The organism is Lentzea sp. NPDC036949, from assembly GCF_055608075.1.
The window spans coordinates 320,528-341,138 of sequence record NZ_JBVJRA010000001.1 but is presented as its reverse complement, the minus strand read 5'-3'; the positions used below and the strand labels follow the sequence as shown (position 1 = coordinate 341,138).

21 protein-coding genes are annotated in these 20,611 nt (G+C 69.6%); 19 read left to right on the top strand and 2 right to left on the bottom strand.

The genetic code is table 11. The annotated features are described in order from the left end of the window. Nucleotides 1-3 precede the first annotated feature (3 nt). The 7 genes from paaA to ACZ7CD_RS01695 all read left to right on the top strand — a co-directional run bounded on the left by paaA (nt 4) and on the right by ACZ7CD_RS01695 (nt 4,986). Nucleotides 4-945, top strand: coding sequence for a 1,2-phenylacetyl-CoA epoxidase subunit PaaA (gene paaA, locus ACZ7CD_RS01725; RefSeq protein WP_360399711.1), 942 nt, complete (start codon nt 4-6; stop codon nt 943-945). Beyond that, on the top strand, nt 942-1,226 hold the full coding sequence (gene paaB / locus ACZ7CD_RS01720) for a 1,2-phenylacetyl-CoA epoxidase subunit PaaB (protein ID WP_089948924.1): 285 nt from the start codon (nt 942-944) through the stop codon (nt 1,224-1,226). The genes paaA and paaB overlap by 4 nt, the downstream gene beginning before the upstream one ends. After that, on the top strand, nt 1,223-2,107 hold the full coding sequence (paaC, locus tag ACZ7CD_RS01715) for a 1,2-phenylacetyl-CoA epoxidase subunit PaaC (RefSeq protein ID WP_360399706.1): 885 nt from the start codon (nt 1,223-1,225) through the stop codon (nt 2,105-2,107). The genes paaB and paaC overlap by 4 nt, the downstream gene beginning before the upstream one ends. Further along, the gene (paaD, locus tag ACZ7CD_RS01710) at nt 2,104-2,595 is read left to right on the top strand and encodes a 1,2-phenylacetyl-CoA epoxidase subunit PaaD (RefSeq protein WP_470369937.1); all 492 of its coding nucleotides are present in this window, start codon (nt 2,104-2,106) and stop codon (nt 2,593-2,595) included. Before paaC ends, paaD begins: the two co-directional genes overlap by 4 nt. After that, entirely contained in the window at nt 2,596-3,636 is a 1,041-nt protein-coding gene (gene paaE / locus ACZ7CD_RS01705) for a 1,2-phenylacetyl-CoA epoxidase subunit PaaE (RefSeq protein ID WP_360399700.1), read from the top strand. It begins immediately after the preceding gene. Between the two features lie 38 nt (nt 3,637-3,674). After that, nucleotides 3,675-4,202, top strand: a complete 528-nt coding sequence (locus tag ACZ7CD_RS01700) for a hypothetical protein (protein ID WP_458430147.1) — start codon at nt 3,675-3,677, stop codon at nt 4,200-4,202. A 157-nt stretch (nt 4,203-4,359) separates the two neighbouring features. Further along, nucleotides 4,360-4,986: a hypothetical protein gene (locus tag ACZ7CD_RS01695; protein WP_360399694.1), complete on the top strand. Its 627-nt coding sequence runs from the start codon at nt 4,360-4,362 to the stop codon at nt 4,984-4,986. Here ACZ7CD_RS01695 and ACZ7CD_RS01690 read toward each other — a convergent pair. After that, entirely contained in the window at nt 4,974-5,810 is an 837-nt protein-coding gene (locus tag ACZ7CD_RS01690; protein ID WP_360399691.1) for an inositol monophosphatase family protein, read from the bottom strand. The genes ACZ7CD_RS01695 and ACZ7CD_RS01690 overlap by 13 nt on opposite strands. A gap of 145 nt (nt 5,811-5,955) precedes the next feature. On the opposite strand from ACZ7CD_RS01690, the gene ACZ7CD_RS01685 reads away from it, so the two are divergent. The 3 genes from ACZ7CD_RS01685 to ACZ7CD_RS01675 are packed head-to-tail and all read left to right on the top strand — an operon-like array spanning nt 5,956 to nt 8,928. Continuing rightward, complete coding sequence (locus ACZ7CD_RS01685; protein ID WP_458430149.1) at nt 5,956-7,029, top strand: glycosyltransferase family 4 protein; 1,074 nt, start codon at nt 5,956-5,958, stop codon at nt 7,027-7,029. Beyond that, nucleotides 7,026-8,123 carry a glycosyltransferase family 4 protein gene (locus ACZ7CD_RS01680; protein WP_470369941.1) on the top strand — a complete coding sequence of 366 codons (1,098 nt, stop codon included), beginning with the start codon at nt 7,026-7,028 and terminating at the stop codon, nt 8,121-8,123. Before ACZ7CD_RS01685 ends, ACZ7CD_RS01680 begins: the two co-directional genes overlap by 4 nt. A gap of 34 nt (nt 8,124-8,157) precedes the next feature. After that, nucleotides 8,158-8,928: a demethylmenaquinone methyltransferase gene (locus ACZ7CD_RS01675; protein WP_470378152.1), complete on the top strand. Its 771-nt coding sequence runs from the start codon at nt 8,158-8,160 to the stop codon at nt 8,926-8,928. A 116-nt stretch (nt 8,929-9,044) separates the two neighbouring features. Here ACZ7CD_RS01675 and ACZ7CD_RS01670 read toward each other — a convergent pair whose 3' ends face one another. Beyond that, on the bottom strand, nt 9,045-10,088 hold the full coding sequence (locus ACZ7CD_RS01670) for a hypothetical protein (protein ID WP_470373073.1): 1,044 nt from the start codon (nt 10,086-10,088) through the stop codon (nt 9,045-9,047). 137 nt (nt 10,089-10,225) lie between these two features. Between ACZ7CD_RS01670 and ACZ7CD_RS01665 the strand changes: the two genes are divergently transcribed. The 9 genes from ACZ7CD_RS01665 (at nt 10,226) to nuoH (ending at nt 20,611) form a co-directional block, all read left to right on the top strand. Then, nucleotides 10,226-11,491, top strand: coding sequence for a geranylgeranyl reductase family protein (locus ACZ7CD_RS01665; RefSeq protein ID WP_360399676.1), 1,266 nt, complete (start codon nt 10,226-10,228; stop codon nt 11,489-11,491). Nucleotides 11,492-11,758: 267 nt separating this feature from the next. After that, the gene (locus tag ACZ7CD_RS01660) at nt 11,759-12,124 is read left to right on the top strand and encodes an NADH-quinone oxidoreductase subunit A (RefSeq protein WP_065915906.1); all 366 of its coding nucleotides are present in this window, start codon (nt 11,759-11,761) and stop codon (nt 12,122-12,124) included. 7 nt (nt 12,125-12,131) lie between these two features. After that, nucleotides 12,132-12,683 (top strand): NuoB/complex I 20 kDa subunit family protein, encoded by a 552-nt coding sequence (locus tag ACZ7CD_RS01655; RefSeq protein ID WP_089948943.1) that lies wholly within the window; start codon nt 12,132-12,134, stop codon nt 12,681-12,683. Next, nucleotides 12,680-13,432, top strand: coding sequence for an NADH-quinone oxidoreductase subunit C (locus tag ACZ7CD_RS01650; protein WP_458430153.1), 753 nt, complete (start codon nt 12,680-12,682; stop codon nt 13,430-13,432). The genes ACZ7CD_RS01655 and ACZ7CD_RS01650 overlap by 4 nt, the downstream gene beginning before the upstream one ends. Then, nucleotides 13,429-14,826 (top strand): NADH-quinone oxidoreductase subunit D, encoded by a 1,398-nt coding sequence (locus ACZ7CD_RS01645; RefSeq protein ID WP_360399672.1) that lies wholly within the window; start codon nt 13,429-13,431, stop codon nt 14,824-14,826. The genes ACZ7CD_RS01650 and ACZ7CD_RS01645 overlap by 4 nt, the downstream gene beginning before the upstream one ends. Beyond that, complete coding sequence (gene nuoE / locus ACZ7CD_RS01640) at nt 14,823-15,542, top strand: NADH-quinone oxidoreductase subunit NuoE (protein WP_360399669.1); 720 nt, start codon at nt 14,823-14,825, stop codon at nt 15,540-15,542. The genes ACZ7CD_RS01645 and nuoE overlap by 4 nt, the downstream gene beginning before the upstream one ends. A 10-nt stretch (nt 15,543-15,552) precedes the next feature. Next, a complete protein-coding gene (gene nuoF / locus ACZ7CD_RS01635) occupies nt 15,553-16,833 on the top strand; it encodes an NADH-quinone oxidoreductase subunit NuoF (RefSeq protein WP_360399666.1) in 1,281 nt (426 codons plus the stop codon). Further along, on the top strand, nt 16,830-19,280 hold the full coding sequence (locus ACZ7CD_RS01630; protein WP_470369944.1) for an NADH-quinone oxidoreductase subunit G: 2,451 nt from the start codon (nt 16,830-16,832) through the stop codon (nt 19,278-19,280). The genes nuoF and ACZ7CD_RS01630 overlap by 4 nt, the downstream gene beginning before the upstream one ends. After that, nucleotides 19,277-20,611: an NADH-quinone oxidoreductase subunit NuoH gene (gene nuoH / locus ACZ7CD_RS01625; protein WP_360399660.1), complete on the top strand. Its 1,335-nt coding sequence runs from the start codon at nt 19,277-19,279 to the stop codon at nt 20,609-20,611. The genes ACZ7CD_RS01630 and nuoH overlap by 4 nt, the downstream gene beginning before the upstream one ends.

The window sequence follows — 20,611 nt, the reverse complement described above, 5'->3', positions numbered from 1 at the left end:
TGCATGGCGGATGACCTGGAGCTGCGCTTCGAGCGCACCGTGCAGGCCGACGCGCGCATCGAGCCGCGTGACTGGATGCCCGACGGCTACCGCAAGACGTTGATCAGGCAGATCGCCCAGCACGCGCACTCCGAGATCATCGGGATGCAGCCGGAGGGCAACTGGATCTCCCGCGCGCCCTCGCTGCGGCGCAAGGCGATCCTGCTGGCCAAGGTGCAGGACGAGGCAGGCCACGGCCTGTACCTGTACTCGGCGACCGAGACGCTGGGCGCCGACCGCGAGGACCTGACGACCAAGCTCGTCGAGGGCCGCCAGAAGTACTCCTCGATCTTCAACTACCCGACGCTCACCTTCGCGGACGTCGGCGTCATCGGCTGGCTGGTCGACGGCGCCGCGATCTGCAACCAGGTGCCGTTGTGCCGCACGTCCTACGGGCCGTATGCGCGCGCGATGATCCGCATCTGCAAGGAGGAGTCGTTCCACCAGCGCCAGGGCTACGAGCTGCTCATGACGATGATGCGCGGCACGCAGCAGCAGCGGGACATGGTGCAGGACTCCGTGAACCGCTGGTGGTGGCCGGCGCTGATGATGTTCGGCCCGCCGGACGCGGAGTCCACGAACACCGAGCAGTCGATGGCGTGGCGGATCAAGCGCGACACCAACGACGAGCTGCGGCAGAAGTTCGTGAACATGAGCGTGCCGCAGGCCGAGGCGCTCGGCGTCACGTTCCCCGACCCCGAGCTCAGGTGGAACCCCGAGCGCGGGCAGTACGACTTCGGTGCGCCCGACTGGGACGAGTTCTGGCAGGTCGTGAAGGGCGGCGGTGTCTGCAACGAGCAGCGCATCGCCCACCGGCGCAAGGCGCACGAGGACGGCTCGTGGGTCCGCGAGGCCGCTGCCGCGCACGCCGCGAAGCACGCCGTTGCGAAGGAAGGTGCCGCGTGAGCACGTCTTGGCCGCTGTGGGAAGTGTTCGTGCGGGGCAAGCGCGGCCTGAACCACGTGCACGTCGGTTCGCTGCACGCGCCGGACGCGGAGATGGCGCTGCGCAACGCCCGTGACGTCTACACGCGCCGCAACGAGGGCGTGTCGATCTGGGTGGTGCCCGCGGCGTCCATCACGGCCTCCTCGCCGGACGAGAAGGACCCGTTCTTCGCGCCGTCGGGCGACAAGGTCTACCGGCACCCGACGTTCTACGCGATCCCAGAGGACGTGCCGCACCTATGAGCTTCGACAACGCGTACGAGTCGCTGCTGGGCCACGAGGACGCGCACTGGGCGTTCGGGACGGGCTTCTCCGACGCGCTGGTCGGCGTGAACCGCGAGTTCGCCGCCGGTGTCGACCGCGAGGCGCTCGCCGCGTACTGCCTGATGCTCGGCGACGACGCGCTGATCATGTCCCAGCGGCTCGCGGAGTGGTGCTCGCGCGCACCCGAGCTGGAAGAGGACATCGCGCTCGCCAACATCGCGCTGGACCTGCTCGGCCAGGCCAGGATGCTGCTCACGCGCGCCGGCGAGGTGCTCGGGAAGTCCGAGGACGACCTCGCCTACCTGCGCGACGAGCGCGAGTTCCGCAACGTGCACCTGGCCGAGATCGACTGCGGTCCCGGCCCCGGCGGCGACTTCGGCACCACGATCGCGCGGCTGCTGGTGTTCTCGTCGTGGCGCCTCGCGCTGTTCTCCCGCCTGCGCGGCTCCGCTGACCCGGTGCTGGCCGCCGTGGCCGAGAAGGGCCTGAAGGAGCTGGCGTACCACCGCGACCACGCCGCCCAGTGGACCGTCCGCCTCGGCGACGGCACCGACGAGTCGCACCGCCGCATGCAGGCGGGCCTGGACCGCGTGTGGCCGTTCGTGGACGAGCTGTTCGCCACGCACGCCGTCGAAGCGCGCCTGGAGGGCGTCGCGGTCGACCCGGCGTCGCTGCGGTCCGAAGTGGACGGTGTGTTCGAGGCCGTGTTCTCCGCAGCCGGGCTGGTGCGCCCCGAGGACCGGCGGGCCGCGCGGGTCGCGGGCATGGCCGGTCGCGACGGCGTGCACACCGAGGCCATGGGCTACCTGCTGGCCGAGATGCAGCACCTGCACCGCTCGCTGCCGGGAGCCGTGTGGTGAGCACGGCACTGGAGATCGCGTCGGCCGTGCGGGACCCGGAGCTGCCGGTCCTCACGCTGGCGGACCTCGGCGTGCTGCGCGACGTGTCCGAAGAGGACGGACGCGTCGTCGTCACCATCACCCCGACCTACTCCGGCTGCCCCGCGATCGACGAGATGGGCGCGGACCTGCGCCGTTCGCTGCTGTCGGCGGGGTTCGAGGAGGTCGAGGTGCGGCTGTCGCTGTCCCCGGCGTGGACGACGGACTGGATCAGCTCGGAGGGCCGGTCGAAGCTGGCCGCCGCGGGGATCGCGCCGCCGTCGCGGATCGGCCCCGCCCTGGCCGGCCCGGTGCCGCTGAACCTGGTACCGCCGTCGCGCCAGGTGCCGTGCCCGCGGTGCGGTTCCCCGAACACGGCGGAGATCTCCCGCTTCGGTTCGACCGCGTGCAAGGCGCTGCGCCGCTGCAACGCCTGCTCCGAGCCCTTCGAGCACGTCAAGGAGATCTGAGTGGTCCGCCGCGCTGCCTTCCACAAGTTGACGGTCGCCCGCGTCGACCGCCTCTGCGACGACGCCGCAGCCGTGACGTTCGACGTGCCCGCCGACCTCGCCGACGAGTTCGCCTTCTCGGCCGGCCAGTACCTGACCCTGCGCCAGGGCGACGAACGCCGTTCGTACTCGATCTGCGCGCCGGCGGGGTCTCCTCCGCGCATCGGCGTCCGCCGCGTCGACGGCGGCACCTTCTCCTCGTGGCTCGTCGACCGGCTGGCCGTCGGTGACGTCGTCGAGGTCCTGCCACCCCTGGGCAAGTTCACGCCGTCGGGCTCGGGCGTGCACCACGGCTTCGTGGTCGCCGGCTCGGGCATCACCCCGGCCCTGTCGATCGCCGCGACCGTGCTCGCCACGGGCGCCCGCGTGACGCTGCTGTACGGCAACCGCCGCACCGACACCGTGATGTTCGCCGACGAGCTGGCCGACCTGAAGGACCGCTACCCGGCCACCCTCCAGCTCGTCCACGTCCTGTCCCGCGAACCCCGCGACGTGGAGCTGTTCTCCGGCCGCCTGGACGCGGCGAAGCTCTCCGCGCTGTTCTCCACGGTCGTCCCGTTCGACGGCATCGACGAGTGGTGGCTCTGCGGCCCGTACGAGATGGTCCAGGACGCGACCTCCGTGCTGCGCTCCCGCGGCGTGCCCCCCGACCGCGTGCACCACGAACTGTTCTACGTGGACGAACCCCCACCCCCACCGCGCCGGGCGGAAGCCGTGGTGGAGTCCGCCTCCGCCGTGACCGTGGTGCTGGACGGCAAGTCCACCACCCTCCCGCTCCCCGCCGACGAACCGATCCTCGACGCCGCACAACGCGTCCGCGCCGACCTGCCGTTCGCGTGCAAGGGCGGCGTCTGCGGCACCTGCCGCGCGCTCGTGACGGACGGCACGGTCGAGATGCGCCGCAACTACGCGCTCGACGAGTCCGAGGTGGCGGCCGGGTTCGTGCTGACGTGTCAGGCGTTGCCGACGAGTGAGCGCGTGACGGTCGACTTCGACGCCTGAATGGATCAGTGCATTACTCCTTTGAGACCATATGTTCCATGTGGCATGGATTTTTCGACGAGTCCCGTCGAGGCACGACCTACCTGGTTGCGGTGACGCTCGTGCGTTCCCGTGATCTCGACTCGATGCGCTCGGTCATGCGCGGGCTCGTGAAGCAGGGACAGCGACGGGTGCACTTCAACATCGAGGGCGATCGCAGGCGGAAGGACGTGCTCACGAAGATCAGCGCGCTCGGTGTGCGCGCTCACCTCTGGACCTGCAAGCACAACAACGACTCGAAGGCCCGCTCCGCCTGTCTCTTCGACATGGTCCCGCGGCTGGTCGACCTCGACGTCTCGCGGTTGGTGCTGGAGAGCTGTCAGCACCAAGACGCAGCCGATCGCAAAGTGCTCGCCGCCGGGGCGCGCAAGTTCGGAGCTTCGTTCACGTACGAGCACCTGAGGCCCGCGGAAGACCCATTGCTCTGGATCAGCGACGCTGTCGCGTGGTCCTACGGAGCCGGCGGCGACTGGCGGCGGCGAGTCGCGGACCTCGTCGACGGCGTCTGCGCGGTGAACGTCCCCTAGACAGCGCGAAACCCGGCAACCCGTCGTCCGGCGGGTGAACCGGGTCCACTTCCGGTTCCTACTGGAACCGACAAGAAGAACTGTAGCACTGATAGTGCGCGACCAGTAACTCCAGCTTGCCGACGCACGAGCGCCGAACATGGCACGATCGACGGTCATGGGGGTCGTGATCCGCTCAACGCTCGGCGGTGCCGCAATCGGCGCCGCGGTCGTGGGCGCCTTCGTCACGATCATCGACCTGTCGATCCCGTCGCCGTCGCAGTCCTCGACCTCGCTGTTCGTCCGGTTCCTGGCGATCCTCTTCTTCGCCGTGGTCTTCGGCGCGCTGCCGGGCGCTCTGATCGGCACCGGCGTCGGCGCCCTCCGCCGTTCGGCGCAGCGCGGGCCGGCCGTGCCACTGCGCCCGATGCACCCGCCGATCGCGCAGCAGCCCTACGACATGTGGTCCGAGCTGGTCGAACGTTGCGCCGAGAGCACGCGCAGGGTCACGGCGGCGGTGCAGACGGTGCCGAACTCACCGGCCAAGGAGTGGCTGCAGCGGATCAGCGGGCAGCTCGCGGGGGAGCTCGACGACGTCCGCGGCATCGCGCAGCTCGGCAGGGCGCTCGGCGCGGTCGACCGGCAGCACCCGGTCTACCAGCGGCTGCTCAGGGCGGCGCACGACTTCCACCAGTTCGAGAACGAGGTGGGCCGGGTCGCGCTGCAGATGTTCGACCACCCGGAGCTCGACGAGGCGCGCACGCATCTCGAGGTCCTCGAGCGGCAGTTGCCTCAGCTCAGTTGACCGTTCAGCGCCGACTGCCACCAGCCGAGGACCTCGTCCGCGGCGTCCGGTGCTGCCACCAGCAGGCCGTCCGCGGGCAGTTGAGCGCCCTCGCCGCGACGGTCCAGCACGACCGCGCCGGACTCCAGGGCCAGCGACACGGCACCGGCGACGTCCCACTCGTGGTAGCCGTGCAGCACGGCGGCGGCGACGTGGCCGAGTGCGACCTGCGCCACGGCCAGGCACTTCGACCCCAGCACGCGGACGCCCGTGCCCGCTATCGCGGCCGTGGAGATGAATTCGCCCATGCCGGGCCACGGTCCTGTGCGGGTCATTTCGGTGCACACGACCAGCGAGTCGCCTTGGCGTTCGGCCAGCCGCACCGGGGTGCCGTTGGCACGCATGCCACGGCCGCGGGCGGCAGCGTAGATTTGCGACCTGTACGGATCGGCGACCACACCGACTACCGGGCCCCACCTGTCCACGAGTGCGAGGCTGTAGGCGCACCAGGGCATGCCGGCGGTGTAGTTGGCCGTGCCGTCGACCGGGTCGACCACCCAGCGGAACTCCGAGTCACCCGGGACGTCGTCGTCGGAGTTTTCACAGAAGACCGGAATGGACGGGAACTCAGCGGTGAGCACGCGTCGGGTGTGGCGTTCGAGGGTGCGGTCGGTGTCGGTGACCCAGTCGAACGGTGACTCGTCGGAGTCGGGACGCGCACCACGGCCCGCTGTGGCCATGATGACGTCCGAGGCGTCGTTCGCCAGACGACCGGCCACTTCCATCGCGATGGACACCAGTCCGGGGTCGGCTGGATGCGCGGGACGGGACGACAAGACGGTCATGCTGGCCTAGTCTCACCGCTTCGGGTGACCGGAACACGACCGCCAGATGACCAAACGACGATCACCTGGCCACGACGTGAGGTGTTCTGACCGCGTCAAATTTCGCGTCACGCGGACTTCACACCAGCACTACAAGGTAGGTTCTGTGCGCGTAGCGATCGTGACCGAGAGCTTCCTGCCCCAGGTGAACGGGGTGACCAACTCCGTGCTCCGCGTCCTGGAGCACTTGCGCAGCAGAGGCCACGAGGCCATGGTGGTCGCCCCCGGCGCCGGCGAGGACTCCGTCCACGGCATGCCCGTCATGAGGGTGCCCGCGGTCGACGTGCCGATCGTGACGAGCCTCCCGATCGGCGTCCCCAGCCCCAAGGTGCTGCACGCGCTGGCCGACTTCGAACCGGACGTGGTGCACCTCGCATCACCGTTCGTGCTCGGCGCCTACGGGCTCAGAGCCGCGCGCAAGCTCGACGTGCCGACCGTCGCCGTCTACCAGACCGACGTCGCCGGGTTCGCCGGCAGCTACGGCCTCGGGCTCACCAAGCGCGCCGCGTGGCGGTGGACCAAGCGCCTGCACACGCTCGCCGACCGCACCCTGGCGCCGTCCAGCTCGGCGGTCCAGGCGCTGGAGGAGCACGGCGTGCCGCGCGTGCACCGGTGGGGTCGCGGCGTCGACATCGAGCTGTACCACCCGCGCCCGCGGCAGAACGACCGGCTGACCGTCGGCTACGTCGGCCGCCTCGCGCCGGAGAAGCAGGTCCACCGGCTCAAGGAGATCCACGACATGCCCGGCGTGCAGCTGCGCGTCGTCGGCGACGGACCCTCCCGCGACCAGTTGCAGAAGGACCTGCCGAACGCCGAGTTCCTCGGTTTCCGCACCGGTGAGCCGTTGGCGGAGGCCTATGCGTCGCTGGACGTGTTCGTGCACACCGGACCGCACGAGACCTTCTGCCAGGCCGTCCAGGAGGCGCTCGCCACCGGGCTGCCCGTCCTCGCCCCGAACGCGGGCGGACCGCGCGACCTGGTTGCGCACGGCCGGACCGGGTACCTGTTCGAGGACGACATCGCGCAGTACGTGGACCTGCTGCGCGACCCGCTGCTGCGCAAGCGGTTCGGCCTCGCCGCACGCAGGTCGGTGCTCTCCCGCACCTGGCCCGCGGTCTGCGACGAGCTGCTGGGCCACTACGCTGCGGTTACCGGACTCACACACCAGGCGGCCGCTTGAGGATCGTTCAGCTAGCCAACTTCTACGGACCGCGGTCGGGCGGACTCCGCACGGCGCTGCACCACCTCGGCGCGGGCTACGTGCAGTCGGGCCACGAGGTCGTCCTCGTCGTGCCCGGCGACCACCGCGCCGACGAGGTGCTCGAGAACGGTGTGCGGCGCATCACGCTGCCGGCCGTGAAGATCCCGTACACCGGCGGCTACCGCGTCGTGGACCCGTGGCGGGTCAAGGCGCTGATGGAGCAGGTCGGACCGGACCGGCTGGAGGTCTCCGACCGCCTGACGTTGCGCGGCATGGGCGCGTGGGCCGGCGCACGGGGCATCCCGAACGTCGTGATCTCCCACGAACGCCTCGACCGGCTGCTGCAGTTCGTGCTGCCGGAGGGCCCCGCGGTGAAGGGCGCCGACTGGGCGAACGCCCGCATGGCCGCCTCGTACGACACCGTCGTGTGCACGACCGGGTTCGCCCGCGAGGAGTTCGACCGGATCGGCGCCACGAACGTGACGCAGGTGCCGCTCGGCGTCGACCTCGCGACGTTCACCCCGGAGCGGCACTCGGCCGACCTGCGGCGAGACCTGTTGCGCGGCAAGGAGAACCTGCTGATCCACTGTGGTCGGTTGTCGCCGGAGAAGCACGTGGAACGCTCCGTCGACACGCTCGCCGAACTGCACGAGCAGGGCCACTCCGCACACCTCGTGATCGCCGGCGACGGCCCGCGCAGGGCCGCGCTGGAGAAGCGCGCGGCGGGCCTGCCGGTGACGTTCCTGGGCTTCGTGAAGTCCCGGTCGGAGGTCGCCTCGCTGCTCGCCTCCGCGGACCTGTCGCTGGCGCCGGGCCCGCACGAGACGTTCGGCCTCGCGGCACTGGAGGCCCTCGCCAGCGGCACGCCCGTCGTGGTGAGCAGGAGCAGCGCGCTGAAGGAGATCGTGCAGCCGTCGTGCGGCGCCGCCGTCGACGACCACGCGCACGCCTTCGCCTCGGCCGCCGAACGCCTGCTGGCCTCCGGCTCGCGGGAAGCCGCGCGCGCCCGTGCCGAGCAGTACCCGTGGCAGGCGGCGGTGGACGGCATGCTGACCGCTCTGCGGGTGCCGTAGGACGTCCTCAGCGGTTCTGACCTAGGCTCTTGGCATGTCGCGAGCAGGTTTGGACAAGAACCCCCGCGAGGTCGCCGAGATGTTCGACGGCGTTGCCAAGGGCTACGACCGCACGAACTCGGTCATGACGCTGGGCTTCGACCGCCGCTGGCGGGAGTGGAGCCGGCGCGTGCTCGACGCCCGCTCCGGCGAGAAGGTCCTCGACCTCGCCGCGGGCACCGCCGTGTCCACGGTCGAGTACGCCGCCTCCGGCGCCTGGTGCGTCGCCGCGGACTTCTCCGTCGGCATGCTCGCCTCCGGCGCCCACCGCCGCGTCCCGAAGGTCGCCGCCGACGCCCTGCGCCTGCCGTTCAGGGACAACTCCTTCGACGCCGTGACGGTGTCCTTCGGCATCCGCAACTTCAACGACACCGTGGTGGCGCTGCAGGAGATGGCCCGCGTCACCAAGCCCGGCGGCCGCATGGTGATCTGCGAGGTCTCCACCCCGGTGTGGAAGCCGTTCCGGTTCGTCTACATGCGCTACCTGCTGAAGCTGCTGCCGCTGATCGCCCGCTTCGTGTCCTCGAACCCGGCGGCCTACTCCTACCTGTCGGAGTCGATGGCGGCGTGGCCGGACCAGCGGTCGCTGGCGGAGCTGATCTCGAAGGCCGGGTGGGAGGACGTCGCCTGGTTCAACCTGACCGGCGGCATGGTGGCCCTGCACCGCGCCACAAAACCGAAGCCCAAGCCGGAGTCCGTGCCGGCGTCCGAGCCGGAACCGGGCCCCGGGCCCACGCTGAACCCCGCGCCCGAGCAGCAGACCTGACTACCTGACCGCCCGCCTCCACTTCGTCCCCACCCCGCCCCGCCCCGCCCCCCGCTTTTTGTCGCACGCGGGGCCCTTCCGTTCTCTCCTGGAGTACGAAAGCTCCCCGCGTGCACTCAGACCGGCCGCCACAACGTCGCCGAGACGCGAGGTCTCGGGCGCTGTGCCGCGGCTTGGTAGGCGCCGCGCAACTCGTTGATGACAGCCGCCGGGTCCTTCTTCAGCCGCGACGGAACCGTGTGGACGGTCATCACGCCGTTGGCCAGCAGAGCGGAGTGCTGCGCCATCGTCCGTGCGTAGTCATCCGGTGCCAGGTGGAACTCCAGCGAGTCGATCTGCCATGCGAGTCCGACCTCGTCCCACCAGCCGTCCACGACGGCAAGTTGCTCGCCTGACACGGATCTGATCAGCACGTTCCACTGAGGTGGCGGCAGCGAGGAACGATGGACCAACGATCGTGACCACGCTTCAGCCGCCGAACGAACACCGTCGCTGACCTCCGCCAACACGCGCCTTGGCAGCCAGGTGCCGCCCAGTCGCTGGTCTTTCAGCTCCTCGGCGATCGCTTCCGGTGAACAGAGCCGCCTCTGCACCGCGTCCGCGATGAACGCGCGCACCACGTCCAGACCGCTCTCCTTGCGGGCCGCGTCGATGAGGGCTCGCGCGAGCGTCACAACGGGAAAACCGTCGATGATCACGCCGTCCCACGGCCGGTTGGTCCGTTCGACGAGCATGGCGCCTTGGCTCGTCACACGGCGGCCATGAGGGACGAGCACGTGGACGCGTGGATCTGCCGGCAATCGACGTACCCCGTGCCTGCGGGCGGCTTCGACGCCGGTCAAGAACGTCAGCGGTCCAGCCCGCAGCAACGCGCCCCGGACGAGCTGCCGTCTGCTCGGTGTTCCACCGCTGAGCAGGTAGACGCCCAGGAACAGCCGCGTCCACCCGCCTCCTGGCCTGCACTTCTTGGCCAGCGTGTTGCTGCTGAACCCGAGTGCGAGCAGGTGCCTGCGAACAGCCACGCCGTCCTCGAAGGCGTCGGCGAGCAGGCCGTAGTCGATCGATCTGGTCTTCATCACTCGATCAATCATCAACACATGTCGGCCAGGAGCAACCAGCCCTTGATCGACATGTGGACAACTCGCGATCTTCAGGTGCACGCGGGGAGCTTTCGTACTCTTCTGGTGCACGAGAGGGCCCCGCGTGCGGTGAGGCGGGGCGGGCGGGAGGCGTGGGGTCTCAGGGAGTGGCGGTTAGAGTCGCGAGGGAGTCACGAGCGAGCGTGTAGGGAGTCTGGATGAGCAGGCGCGGGATCAACGAGGACGCCGACGTCATCGTGGTGGGGGCGGGACCGGCGGGCTCGACCGCGGCGACCTACCTGGCCCGCGCGGGCCTCGACGTCCTCCTGCTGGAGAAGAGCTCGTTCCCGCGCGAGAAGGTCTGCGGTGACGGGCTGACGCCGCGGGGTGTCAAGCAGCTGATCGACCTCGGCATCGACACGAGGGAGAGCAACGGCTGGCTGCACAACAAGGGGCTGCGGGTCGTCGGCGGCGGCGTCACGATGGAGCTGGACTGGCCGGAGCTGGCCACGTTCCCCAACTACGGCGTCGTGCGGCCGCGCATGGACTTCGACGAGATGCTCGCGAACGCGGCGAAGGCGGCCGGCGCGCGCATGCACGAGAACACCACGGTCACCAAGGCGATCGTCGAGAACGGGCGCGTGGTCGGCGTCGAGGCCAAGCAGGGACCGGAGAAGAACCCGGTCACCTACCGGGCGCCGATCGTCGTCGGGTGTGACGGTGTGTCAGCGCGGCTGGCCCTCAGCGTCGGCCTGCAGAAGGACGACGACAAGCCCATGGGCGTCGCAGTGCGGAGGTACTACGCCAGCCCGCGCACCAAGGACGACTACCTGGAGTCGCACCTGGAGCTGTGGGCGCCGGACGGGCAGCTGCTGCCCGGTTACGGCTGGATCTTCGGCATGGGCGACGGCAGCGTGAACGTCGGTCTGGGCATCCTCAGCACGTCGAAGGCCTACGGCACCACGGACTACCGCCAGCTCCTGCGCTCCTGGCTCGACGGCACCCCCGAGGAGTGGGGCTTCCGCGAGGAGAACGCGACGAGCCGCATCGGCGGCGCCGCGCTCCCGATGGGGCTCAACCGCAAGCCGCACTACTCGAAGGGGCTCGTGCTCGTCGGGGACGCCGGCGGCATGGTCAACCCGTTCAACGGCGAGGGCATCGGCTACGCCATGGAGTCGGCCAAGATCGCGTCCGAGAGCATCGTCCAGGCCCTCGCGCGCACCGGTGTCAACCGTGAACACGCGCTGTACGGCTACCCGGTGCGGATCGAGCAGGCGCTCGGCAGCTACTACCGGCTCGGGAACGTCTTCTCGAAGCTCATCGGCAACCCGGCGGTCATGCGGACCGCAACGAAGTACGGAATGCCGCGAAAGCGCCTGATGAAACTCGTGCTCAAGCTGCTCGCGGGGCTCTACGACCCCAAGGACGGCGACGCAATGGACAAGCTCATCGTGGCCGCCACGAAGCTCGCGCCGACGGCGTAAATTACTCCGAATAGGTGACGGCACCGGCTCTTTTCGAGCCGGTGCCGTTTCGTTTGTGTCCACCAGGTTAAACGGCCAGGTCAGACCCTGTGACCCAGGTCATTTACAGGCGTTCTACACTGGCGAGCGAGCTTGTGAATCACTTCACAACAGTGTGATCAGGCTTGTGAACTGTTTCACAAGCGTTTGTTAGGTTCGCCTAACAAACGAGTGGCAGAAGTACACCCTTAGGGTGCGCCTCGACACGCGAGGAAAGGACGACGGAGAGTGCTGGACCCTTACCTCCCCCTCGTATTGATGTTCGCGCTCGCCGGGGCGTTCGCGCTCTTCTCGGTGACCGCAGCGCCCTACATCGGACCCCGCCGCTACAACCGGGCCAAGCTCGACGCGTACGAGTGCGGCATCGAGCCGAGCCCGCAGCCGGTGATCGGTGGTGGCCGCATGCCGGTCGCCTACTACCTGACGGCGATGCTCTTCATCTTGTTCGACATCGAAATGGTGTTCCTCTACCCGTTCGCCGTCGCTGCCGACAAGCTCGGCCTGTTCGGGCTGGTGGAGATCGTCCTGTTCGTCGCAACGGTCGGCTTCGCGTACATCTACGTGTGGCGCCGCGGCGGCCTCGACTGGAACTGAGGAAGTCATGGGTCTCGAGGAGAAGCTCCCGAACGGCATCCTGCTGGCCAGCGTGGAGAAGCTGGTCAACTGGACCCGCAAGTCCTCGCTCTGGCCTGCCACCTTCGGCCTGGCCTGCTGCGCCATCGAGATGATGACGACGGGTGGTCCGCGCTACGACCTCGCCCGCTTCGGCATGGAGGTCTTCCGGGCGTCACCGCGCCAGGCCGACCTGATGATCGTCGCGGGCCGGGTCACCAACAAGATGGCGCCGGTGCTGCGGCAGATCTACGACCAGATGCCCGAGCCGCGCTGGGTGCTGGCCATGGGCGTGTGCGCCAGCAGTGGCGGCATGTTCAACAACTACGCGGTGGTGCAGGGCGTCGACCACGTCGTGCCCGTCGACATGTACCTGCCGGGCTGCCCGCCGCGGCCGGAGATGCTGATGGACGCGATCCTCAAGATCCACGCCAAGATCATGGACGAGCCGCTGGGCGCCGTGCGCGCCAAGGCACTCGCCGACTCGGGCTACCGCACCGACCTCATCCCGTCGTCCGAGCGCTTTGCGAGGAAGAAGTGACCGAGCCAGGGGGAGAGCACTCCAGCGTCAACAACCGCGCGGGAGAAGACCTCGAGAAGACCAACGGCGACGAGGCGAAGGCCAAGGCGCCGATCCTCGCCGGCAAGGAGCGCAGGGGCCTCTTCGGCGTCACCGGCTCCGGTGACACCTCCGGCTTCGGCGGCCTGCGCCTGCCCGCCCACGTGGCCGCTCCGTCCGAGCGCCCGTACGGCGGCTGGTTCGACGAGGTCGCCGACGAGATCCTCGCCGCCGCGAACGAGAAGGGCCTGCCCGCCGACACGGTGCAGCAGGTCTCCGTCGACCGCGGCGAGATCACCTTCTACCTGCGGCCGGAGACGCTGCTGGAGGTCGCGCGGATCTGCCGCGACACCCCGTCGCTGCGCTTCGAGCTCTGCAGCTCGGTGTCCGGTGTGGACTACGGCGCCGGGGTGCCGCAACGCCTGCACTCGGTCACGCACCTCACGTCGATGACGTACCGCCGCCGCATCCGGCTAGAGGTCGCGGTCGACGTCGAGCACCCGCACGTGCCGAGCCTCGTCGAGGTCTACCCGACGGCGGACTGGCAGGAGCGCGAGACCTGGGACATGTTCGGGATCATCTACGACGGTCACCCCGGACTGACCCGAATCCTCATGCCGGACGACTGGGACGGCCACCCGCAGCGCAAGGACTACCCGCTGGGCGGCATCCCGGTCGAGTACAAGGGCGCGGAGATCCCTCCGCCGGACCAGAGGCGGTCCTACTCATGACCGAGCGGCTTTCCGACTTCACCACCGGCACGAACACGAGCGCCACCGGCAGCGACAGCTCCGACGACGTCGACACGAGCCCGAACACCCCCGAGATCGCCGACTCCCGCAAGACCACCGAGGGCACCGTCTACACGGTCACCGGCGGCGACTGGGACGAGGTGCTCGCGGACGCGGTGCACGACGAGCGCATCGTCATGAACCTCGGCCCGCAGCACCCGTCGACGCACGGCGTGCTCCGCCTGGTGCTGGAGCTCGAGGGCGAGACCGTCACCCACGCCCGCAGCGTGATCGGCTACCTGCACACCGGCATCGAGAAGAACCTCGAGTACCGCAACTGGGTGCAGGGCGTCACCTTCATCACGCGCACGGACTACCTGGCGCCGCTGCACCACGAGGCCGCCTACTGCATGAGCGTCGAGAAGCTGCTCGGCGTCACCGTGCCGGACAAGGCGCAGGCCATCCGCGTGCTGCTGATGGAGCTCAACCGGATCAGCTCGCACCTCGTCGCGCTCGCCACCGGCGGCATGGAGCTCGGTGCCCTCACCGGCATGACCTCCGGCTTCCGCGAGCGCGAGGAGGTGCTGCACCTGCTGGAGTTCCTGACCGGTCTGCGGATGAACCACGCGTTCATCCGGCCCGGCGGCCTGGCGCAGGACCTGCCCGACGGCGCGATCGAGAAGATCCGCGACTTCATCAAGCTGATGAACAAGCGCCTTCCCGACTACGACAAGCTGCTCACCGGCCAGCCGATCTGGCGCAACCGGCTCGCGGACGTCGGCTACCTGCCGGTCGACGCGTGCCTCGCGCTCGGCATCACCGGTCCGATCCTGCGCTCCGCGGGCCTCGCCTGGGACCTGCGCAAGGTCGACCCGTACAGCGGCTACGAGAACTACAGCTTCGAGGTGCCGGTCTCCGACCAGGCGGACTGCTTCGCGCGGTACCTGCTGCGGCTGGAGGAGATGCACCAGTCCCTCAAGATCATCAAGCAGGTCGTCGACACGTTGCCGACCGGCCCGGTGATGGTCGAGGACGCGAAGATCGCGTGGCCGGCGCAGCTCACGATCGGCAGCGACGGCATGGGCAACTCGCTCGAGCACGTCCGCAAGATCATGGGCCAGTCCATGGAGTCCCTCATCCACCACTTCAAGCTGGTGACCGAGGGCTTCAAGGTGCCGGCGGGCCAGGTGTACGTGCCGGTCGAGTCGCCGCGCGGCGAGCTCGGCTACCACGTGGTCTCCGACGGTGGCACCCGCCCGATGCGCGTGCACCTGCGCGAGCCCAGCTTCGTGAACCTCCAGTCGATGCCCGCGATGTGCGAGGGCGGCATGGTCGCCGACGTGATCGCGTCCGTCGCCTCGATCGACCCGGTGATGGGTGGTTGCGACCGATGACCCAGGCAGCAGAGAACACCACGTTCGACCAGTCCACCGCGGACAGGGCGCAGGCGATCATCGCCCGCTACCCGCAGGCCCGCAGCGCGCTGCTCCCGATGCTGCACCTCGTGCAGTCGGTGGAGGGCTACGTCTCCCAGGACGGCATCCGGTTCTGCGCCGGGCAGCTCGACCTGACCGAGGCCGAGGTCAGCGCGGTCGCGACGTTCTACACGATGTACAAGCGCCGCCCGTGCGGCGAGCACCTCGTGAGCGTCTGCACCAACACGCTGTGCGCGGCGCTGGGCGGCGACGACATCTACAAGACCCTCAAGGACCACCTCGGCGTGGGCCACGAGGAGACCGCGGGCGAGCCGGGCACGCCGGGCTCGATCACGCTGGAGCACGCCGAGTGCCTCGCCGCGTGCGACCTCGGCCCTGTTCTCCAGGTCAACTACGAGTTCTACGACAACCAGACGCCCGAGAAGGCGCTGGGACTCGTGCAGGCGCTGCAGTCGGGGGAGAAGCCCGCCCCCACCCGCGGCGCCCCGCTCACCGACTTCAAGCAGGCCGAGCTCCAGCTCGCCGGGTTCTTCGAGGGTCGCGACGCCGACCTCGACGGCCCGTCGGCGGCCGCGGAGACGTTGCGCGGCGCCAAGATCGCCCAGGAACGCGGCTGGGACGCGCCGGAGATGCCGTCCAACGCCGAGTTCCCCGCCCTGCCGGAAAAGAAGTAGGGGGCACACGATGGTTGACCCGCTGACTCCCGTTCTCACCAAGCGCTGGACCGAGCCCAGGTCCTGGACGATCGAGACCTACGAGCGCACCGGTGGCTACACCGCGCTGCCCAAGGCGCTCAAGGCCCACCCGGACCAGCTCATCCAGCAGTGCAAGGACTCCGGGCTGCGCGGTCGCGGCGGCGCGGGGTTCCCCACCGGCATGAAGTGGGGCTTCATCCCGCAGGGCGACGGCAAGCCGCACTACCTCGTCATCAACGCCGACGAGGGCGAGCCGGGCACCTGCAAGGACATCCCCACGATGATGGCGGACCCGCACTCGCTGATCGAGGGCGTGATCATCACGTCGTACGCGATCCGCGCGAACTTCGCGGCGATCTACGTCCGCGGCGAGGCCCTGCACTGCATCCGCCGCCTCAACGGGGCCGTGCGCGAGGCGTACGCCAAGGGCTACCTGGGCAAGGACGTCCTCGGCAGCGGGTTCGACCTGGACGTCGTCGTGCACGCCGGCGCCGGCGCGTACATCTGCGGTGAGGAGACCGCGCTGCTCGACTCGCTGGAGGGCCGCCGCGGCCAGCCGCGGCTCAAGCCGCCGTTCCCCGCGACCTCGGGCCTGTACGCGTCGCCCACCGTGGTGAACAACGTCGAGACGATCGCGTCGGTCCCCTTCATCGTCAACGGTGGCGCAGACTGGTTCCGCGCGATGGGCCGCGACCGGTCGCCCGGCCCGAAGATCTACTCGCTGTCCGGCCACGTGACCAACCCCGGCCAGTACGAGGCGCCGATGGGCACCACGCTGCGCCAGCTGCTGGACATGGCCGGTGGCATGAAGGACGGCGTCCCGCTCAAGTTCTGGACGCCGGGTGGCTCGTCCACCCCGCTGTTCACCGCGGAGCACATGGACGTGCCGCTCGACTTCGAGGGCGCGGCCGAGGCGGGCTCGATGCTCGGCACGACCGCGATCCAGGTCTTCAACGAGACCGTGTCCGTGCCGTGGGCCGTCATGAAGTGGACGGAGTTCTACAAGCACGAGTCGTGCGGCAAGTGCACGCCGTGCCGCGAGGGCACGTACTGGCTCGTGCAGATCCTGCAGCGGATGGTGGCGGGCAACGGCACGGCGAGCGACATCGACACGTTGCTCGACGTCTGCGACAACATCCTCGGCCGTTCCTTCTGCGCGCTGGGTGACGGTGCGGTCAGCCCGATCACCAGTGGCATCAAGTACTTCAAGGACGAGTTCCTGGCTCTCTGCGACCAGAACTCCAAGGTCCTGGCTGGAGCGAACGCATGACCATCGCCCCTGACAAGAGCACGCCCACCGAGCTCGTCGTGCCCGAGGGCCACGTCAAGCTCGTCATCGACGGCGTCGAAGTGGTGGCGCCCAAGGGCGAGCTGCTGATCCGCACGGCCGAGCGCCTCGGCACGGTCATCCCGCGCTTCTGCGACCACCCGCTGCTGGAGCCCGCCGGCGCCTGCCGCCAGTGCCTCGTCGAGGTCGAGATGGGCGGCCGGCCGATGCCGAAGCCGCAGGCCTCCTGCACGATGACGGTCGCGGACGGCATGGTCGTGAAGACCCAGCTGACCTCGCCGGTCGCGGACAAGGCCCAGCAGGGTGTGATGGAGCTGCTGCTCATCAACCACCCGCTGGACTGCCCGATCTGCGACAAGGGCGGTGAGTGCCCGCTGCAGAACCAGGCGATGGCCCACGGCCGCAGCGACTCCCGCTTCCACGAGCACAAGCGGACGTTCCCGAAGCCGATCAACATCTCCACGCAGGTGCTGCTCGACCGCGAGCGCTGCGTGCTCTGCCAGCGCTGCACCCGGTTCTCCGCGCAGATCGCCGGCGACCCGTTCATCGAGCTGCTGGAGCGCGGTGCGCAGCAGCAGATCGGTGTGGCGCAGGAGAAGCCGTTCCAGAGCTACTTCTCCGGCAACACCATCCAGATCTGCCCGGTCGGTGCCCTCACGAGCGCCGCCTACCGGTTCCGCGCCCGGCCGTTCGACCTCGTGTCGACGCCGAGCATCTGCGAGCACTGCTCGTCGGGGTGCGCCGAGCGCACCGACTGGCGGCGCGGCAAGGTGCAGCGCAAGCTCGCCGGCGACGACCCGCAGGTCAACGAGGAGTGGATCTGCGACAAGGGCCGGTTCGCCTTCCGCTACGCCACGGCCGGCGACCGCATCACGCGGCCGCTGGTCCGCGACGCCGAGACCGGTGAGCTGCGCGAGTCGTCCTGGACCGAGGCGCTGCAGGTCGCGGCGGCCGGTCTGACGGCGGCCCGGGACGCGAACGGCGTCGGCGTGCTGACCGGTGGCCGGCTGACCGTCGAGGACGCCTACGCGTACTCGAAGTTCGCCCGGATCGCGTTGCGCACCAACGACATCGACTTCCGCGCCCGGCCGCACAGCGCCGAGGAGCTGGAGTTCCTGTCCGGCACGACGGTGTTCACCAACCCGGACAACGGCGTCACGTTCGAGGGCATCGAGAAGGCACCGGCGGCTCTGCTGGTCGCGTTCGAGCCCGAGGAAGAGGCGCCGATCGTCTTCCTGCGGCTGCGCAAGGCCGCGCGCAGGGGCACCACGAAGGTCTTCCACCTCGGCCAGTACACGTCCCCGGCCGTGGAGAAGACGTTCGGAACGCTGCTCGCGTGCGTGCCGGGTGCCGAGGCCAACGCCCTCAACGCGTTGCCGGAGCACGCCTCCGACGTAGTCGAGCTGCTGGGCAAGCCCGGTGCGGTGATCCTCGTCGGCGAGCGCGCCGCCGAGATCCCCGGCGCGTTCACCGCGGTCGCCCGGCTGGCCGAACGCACCGGCGCCAAGGTCGCGTGGATTCCGCGGCGGGCCGGTGAGCGCGGTGCGCTCGCGGTCGGCGCGGTGCCGAACCTGCTGCCCGGTGGCCGTCACGTCGCGAACGACGCGGCGCGCACCGAGGTCGAGCGGACCTGGGGTGTGGCGGAGGGCTCGCTGCCCGCGACGCCCGGCCGCGACACCACCGGAATCCTCGAAGCCGCCGCGAGCGGTCAGCTGTCCGGCCTGGTGGTCGGCGGCGTCGACCCGTTCGACCTGCCGGACCCGCGGCTCGCGGAGAAGGCGCTGGCGGGAGCCGGTTTCGTCGTGAGCCTGGAGCTGCGGCCGAGCGCGGTCACCGCGCACGCCGACGTCGTGCTCCCGATCGCCCCCGCGGTCGAGAAGTCGGGCACCTTCCTCAACTGGGAGGGCCGCCTGCGCGAGTTCGGCACGACGCTGGAGGGCACCGGCGCGCTGCCGGACTGCCGCGTGCTCGACACCCTCGCGGTGGAGATGGACGCGGACCTGTTCACGCAGACGCCCGCTGCCGCTGCCGCCGACCTGGCGCGGCTCGGCGAGGGCGTCTCGAACGGGTCCTCGCTGAACGTCGCCGCCCCGCTGGTGTCGCCGGCCGGTGCGGGCAAGGCCGTTCTCGCCACCTGGCACCGCCTGCTCGGCAACGGCTCGCTGCAGGTCGACGAGCCGCACCTGGCCGGCACGGCCCGCCCGGTCGTCGCCAAGGTCGCCGAGGCCACCGCGCGGCAGTTCGGCCTGGAGAGCGGCGGCTTCGTGACGGTGTCCACCGAACGCGGCGCGATCACGCTGCCGGTCGAGACCGACGACCTGCCCGAGGGCGTCATCTGGCTGCCCACCAACTCGGGTGACGTGACCGTCCGGGCCACGCTCGGCGCGGGCCACGGCTCGATCGTCTCCGTCAGCGGAGGAAAGTCATGACGCAGCACTACTTCGCGGCGGAGCTCGGTGACACCGGCAAGCTCCTCGCGGACGACCCGATCTGGCTGGTCCTGGTCAAGGTCGTCGGGATCTTCGCCTTCCTCGTGGTCATGACCCTGTTCATGATCAACTGGGAGCGCAAGGTCGTCGCGCGGATGCAGCACCGCCCCGGTCCCAACCGGGTCGGCCCGAACGGCTGGCTCCAGTCGCTCGCGGACGGTCTGAAGCTCGCGTTCAAGGAGGACATCCGCCCGGTCCTCGCGGACAAGTGGGTGTTCTTCCTCGCCCCGGTGATCTCGTGCATCCCCGCGTTCCTCGCGTTCTCGGTGATCCCGCTCGCGGGCGAGGTCAGCATGTTCGGCGAGCAGACCGCGCTGCAGCTCGTCGACCTGCCGGTCGGCGTGCTGGTGGTGCTGGCCTGCTCCTCGCTCGGCGTCTACGGCATCGTGCTGTCCGGCTGGGCCTCCGGCTCGCCGTACCCGCTGCTCGGCGCGCTGCGCTCGGCCGCGCAGGTGATCTCCTACGAGATCGCGATGGGCCTGTCGATCGTCGCGGTGATCATGTTCACCGGCTCGATGTCGACCGGTGACATCGTCAACGCGCAGGCGAGCACGATCCTCGGCACCCCGATCCCGGGCTGGTTCGGCATCCTGCTGTTCCCGAGCTTCGTGATCTACGTGGTGTCGATGGTCGGCGAGACCAACCGCGCGCCGTTCGACCTCCCCGAGGCCGAGTCCGAGCTGGTCGGTGGCTTCCACACCGAGTACAGCTCGCTCAAGTTCGCGCTGTTCTTCCTCGCCGAGTACGTGAACATGGTGACCGTCTCGGCGTTGGCGACCACGCTCTTCCTCGGCGGCTACCGAGCTCCGTGGTCCGGTGAGTTCATGAACACCGGCTGGTGGGGCCTGCTGTGGTTCATCGTCAAGACGCTGTTCTTCCTGTTCATCTTCATCTGGCTGCGCGGCACGCTGCCCCGCCTGCGCTACGACCAGTTCATGAAGCTCGGCTGGAAGGTGCTGGTCCCGGTCAGCCTCGTGTGGATCATGGCCGTCGCCGTCATCCGCACCGGTGCGCTCAAGGAGCTCTCCACCGGGCAGAAGCTGGTCGCACTGGGTGTGTTCGTCGGCGTCGTGCTGCTGATCTCGTTCCTGCTGCCCGACAAGAAGCAGCAGGCCAAGGGCGGCGTCCCGCTGGCGGGCTCCGGCTTCCCGGTGCCGCCGCTCGACCTCCAGGTCCCCAGGTCCGCGCCCAAGCGCAAGGTCAAGGTCGCCACTCTTCCCCAGGACAAGGAAGCCCTGGCCGCCGCTCCCACCGCGAAGGAGGCGGAGTAG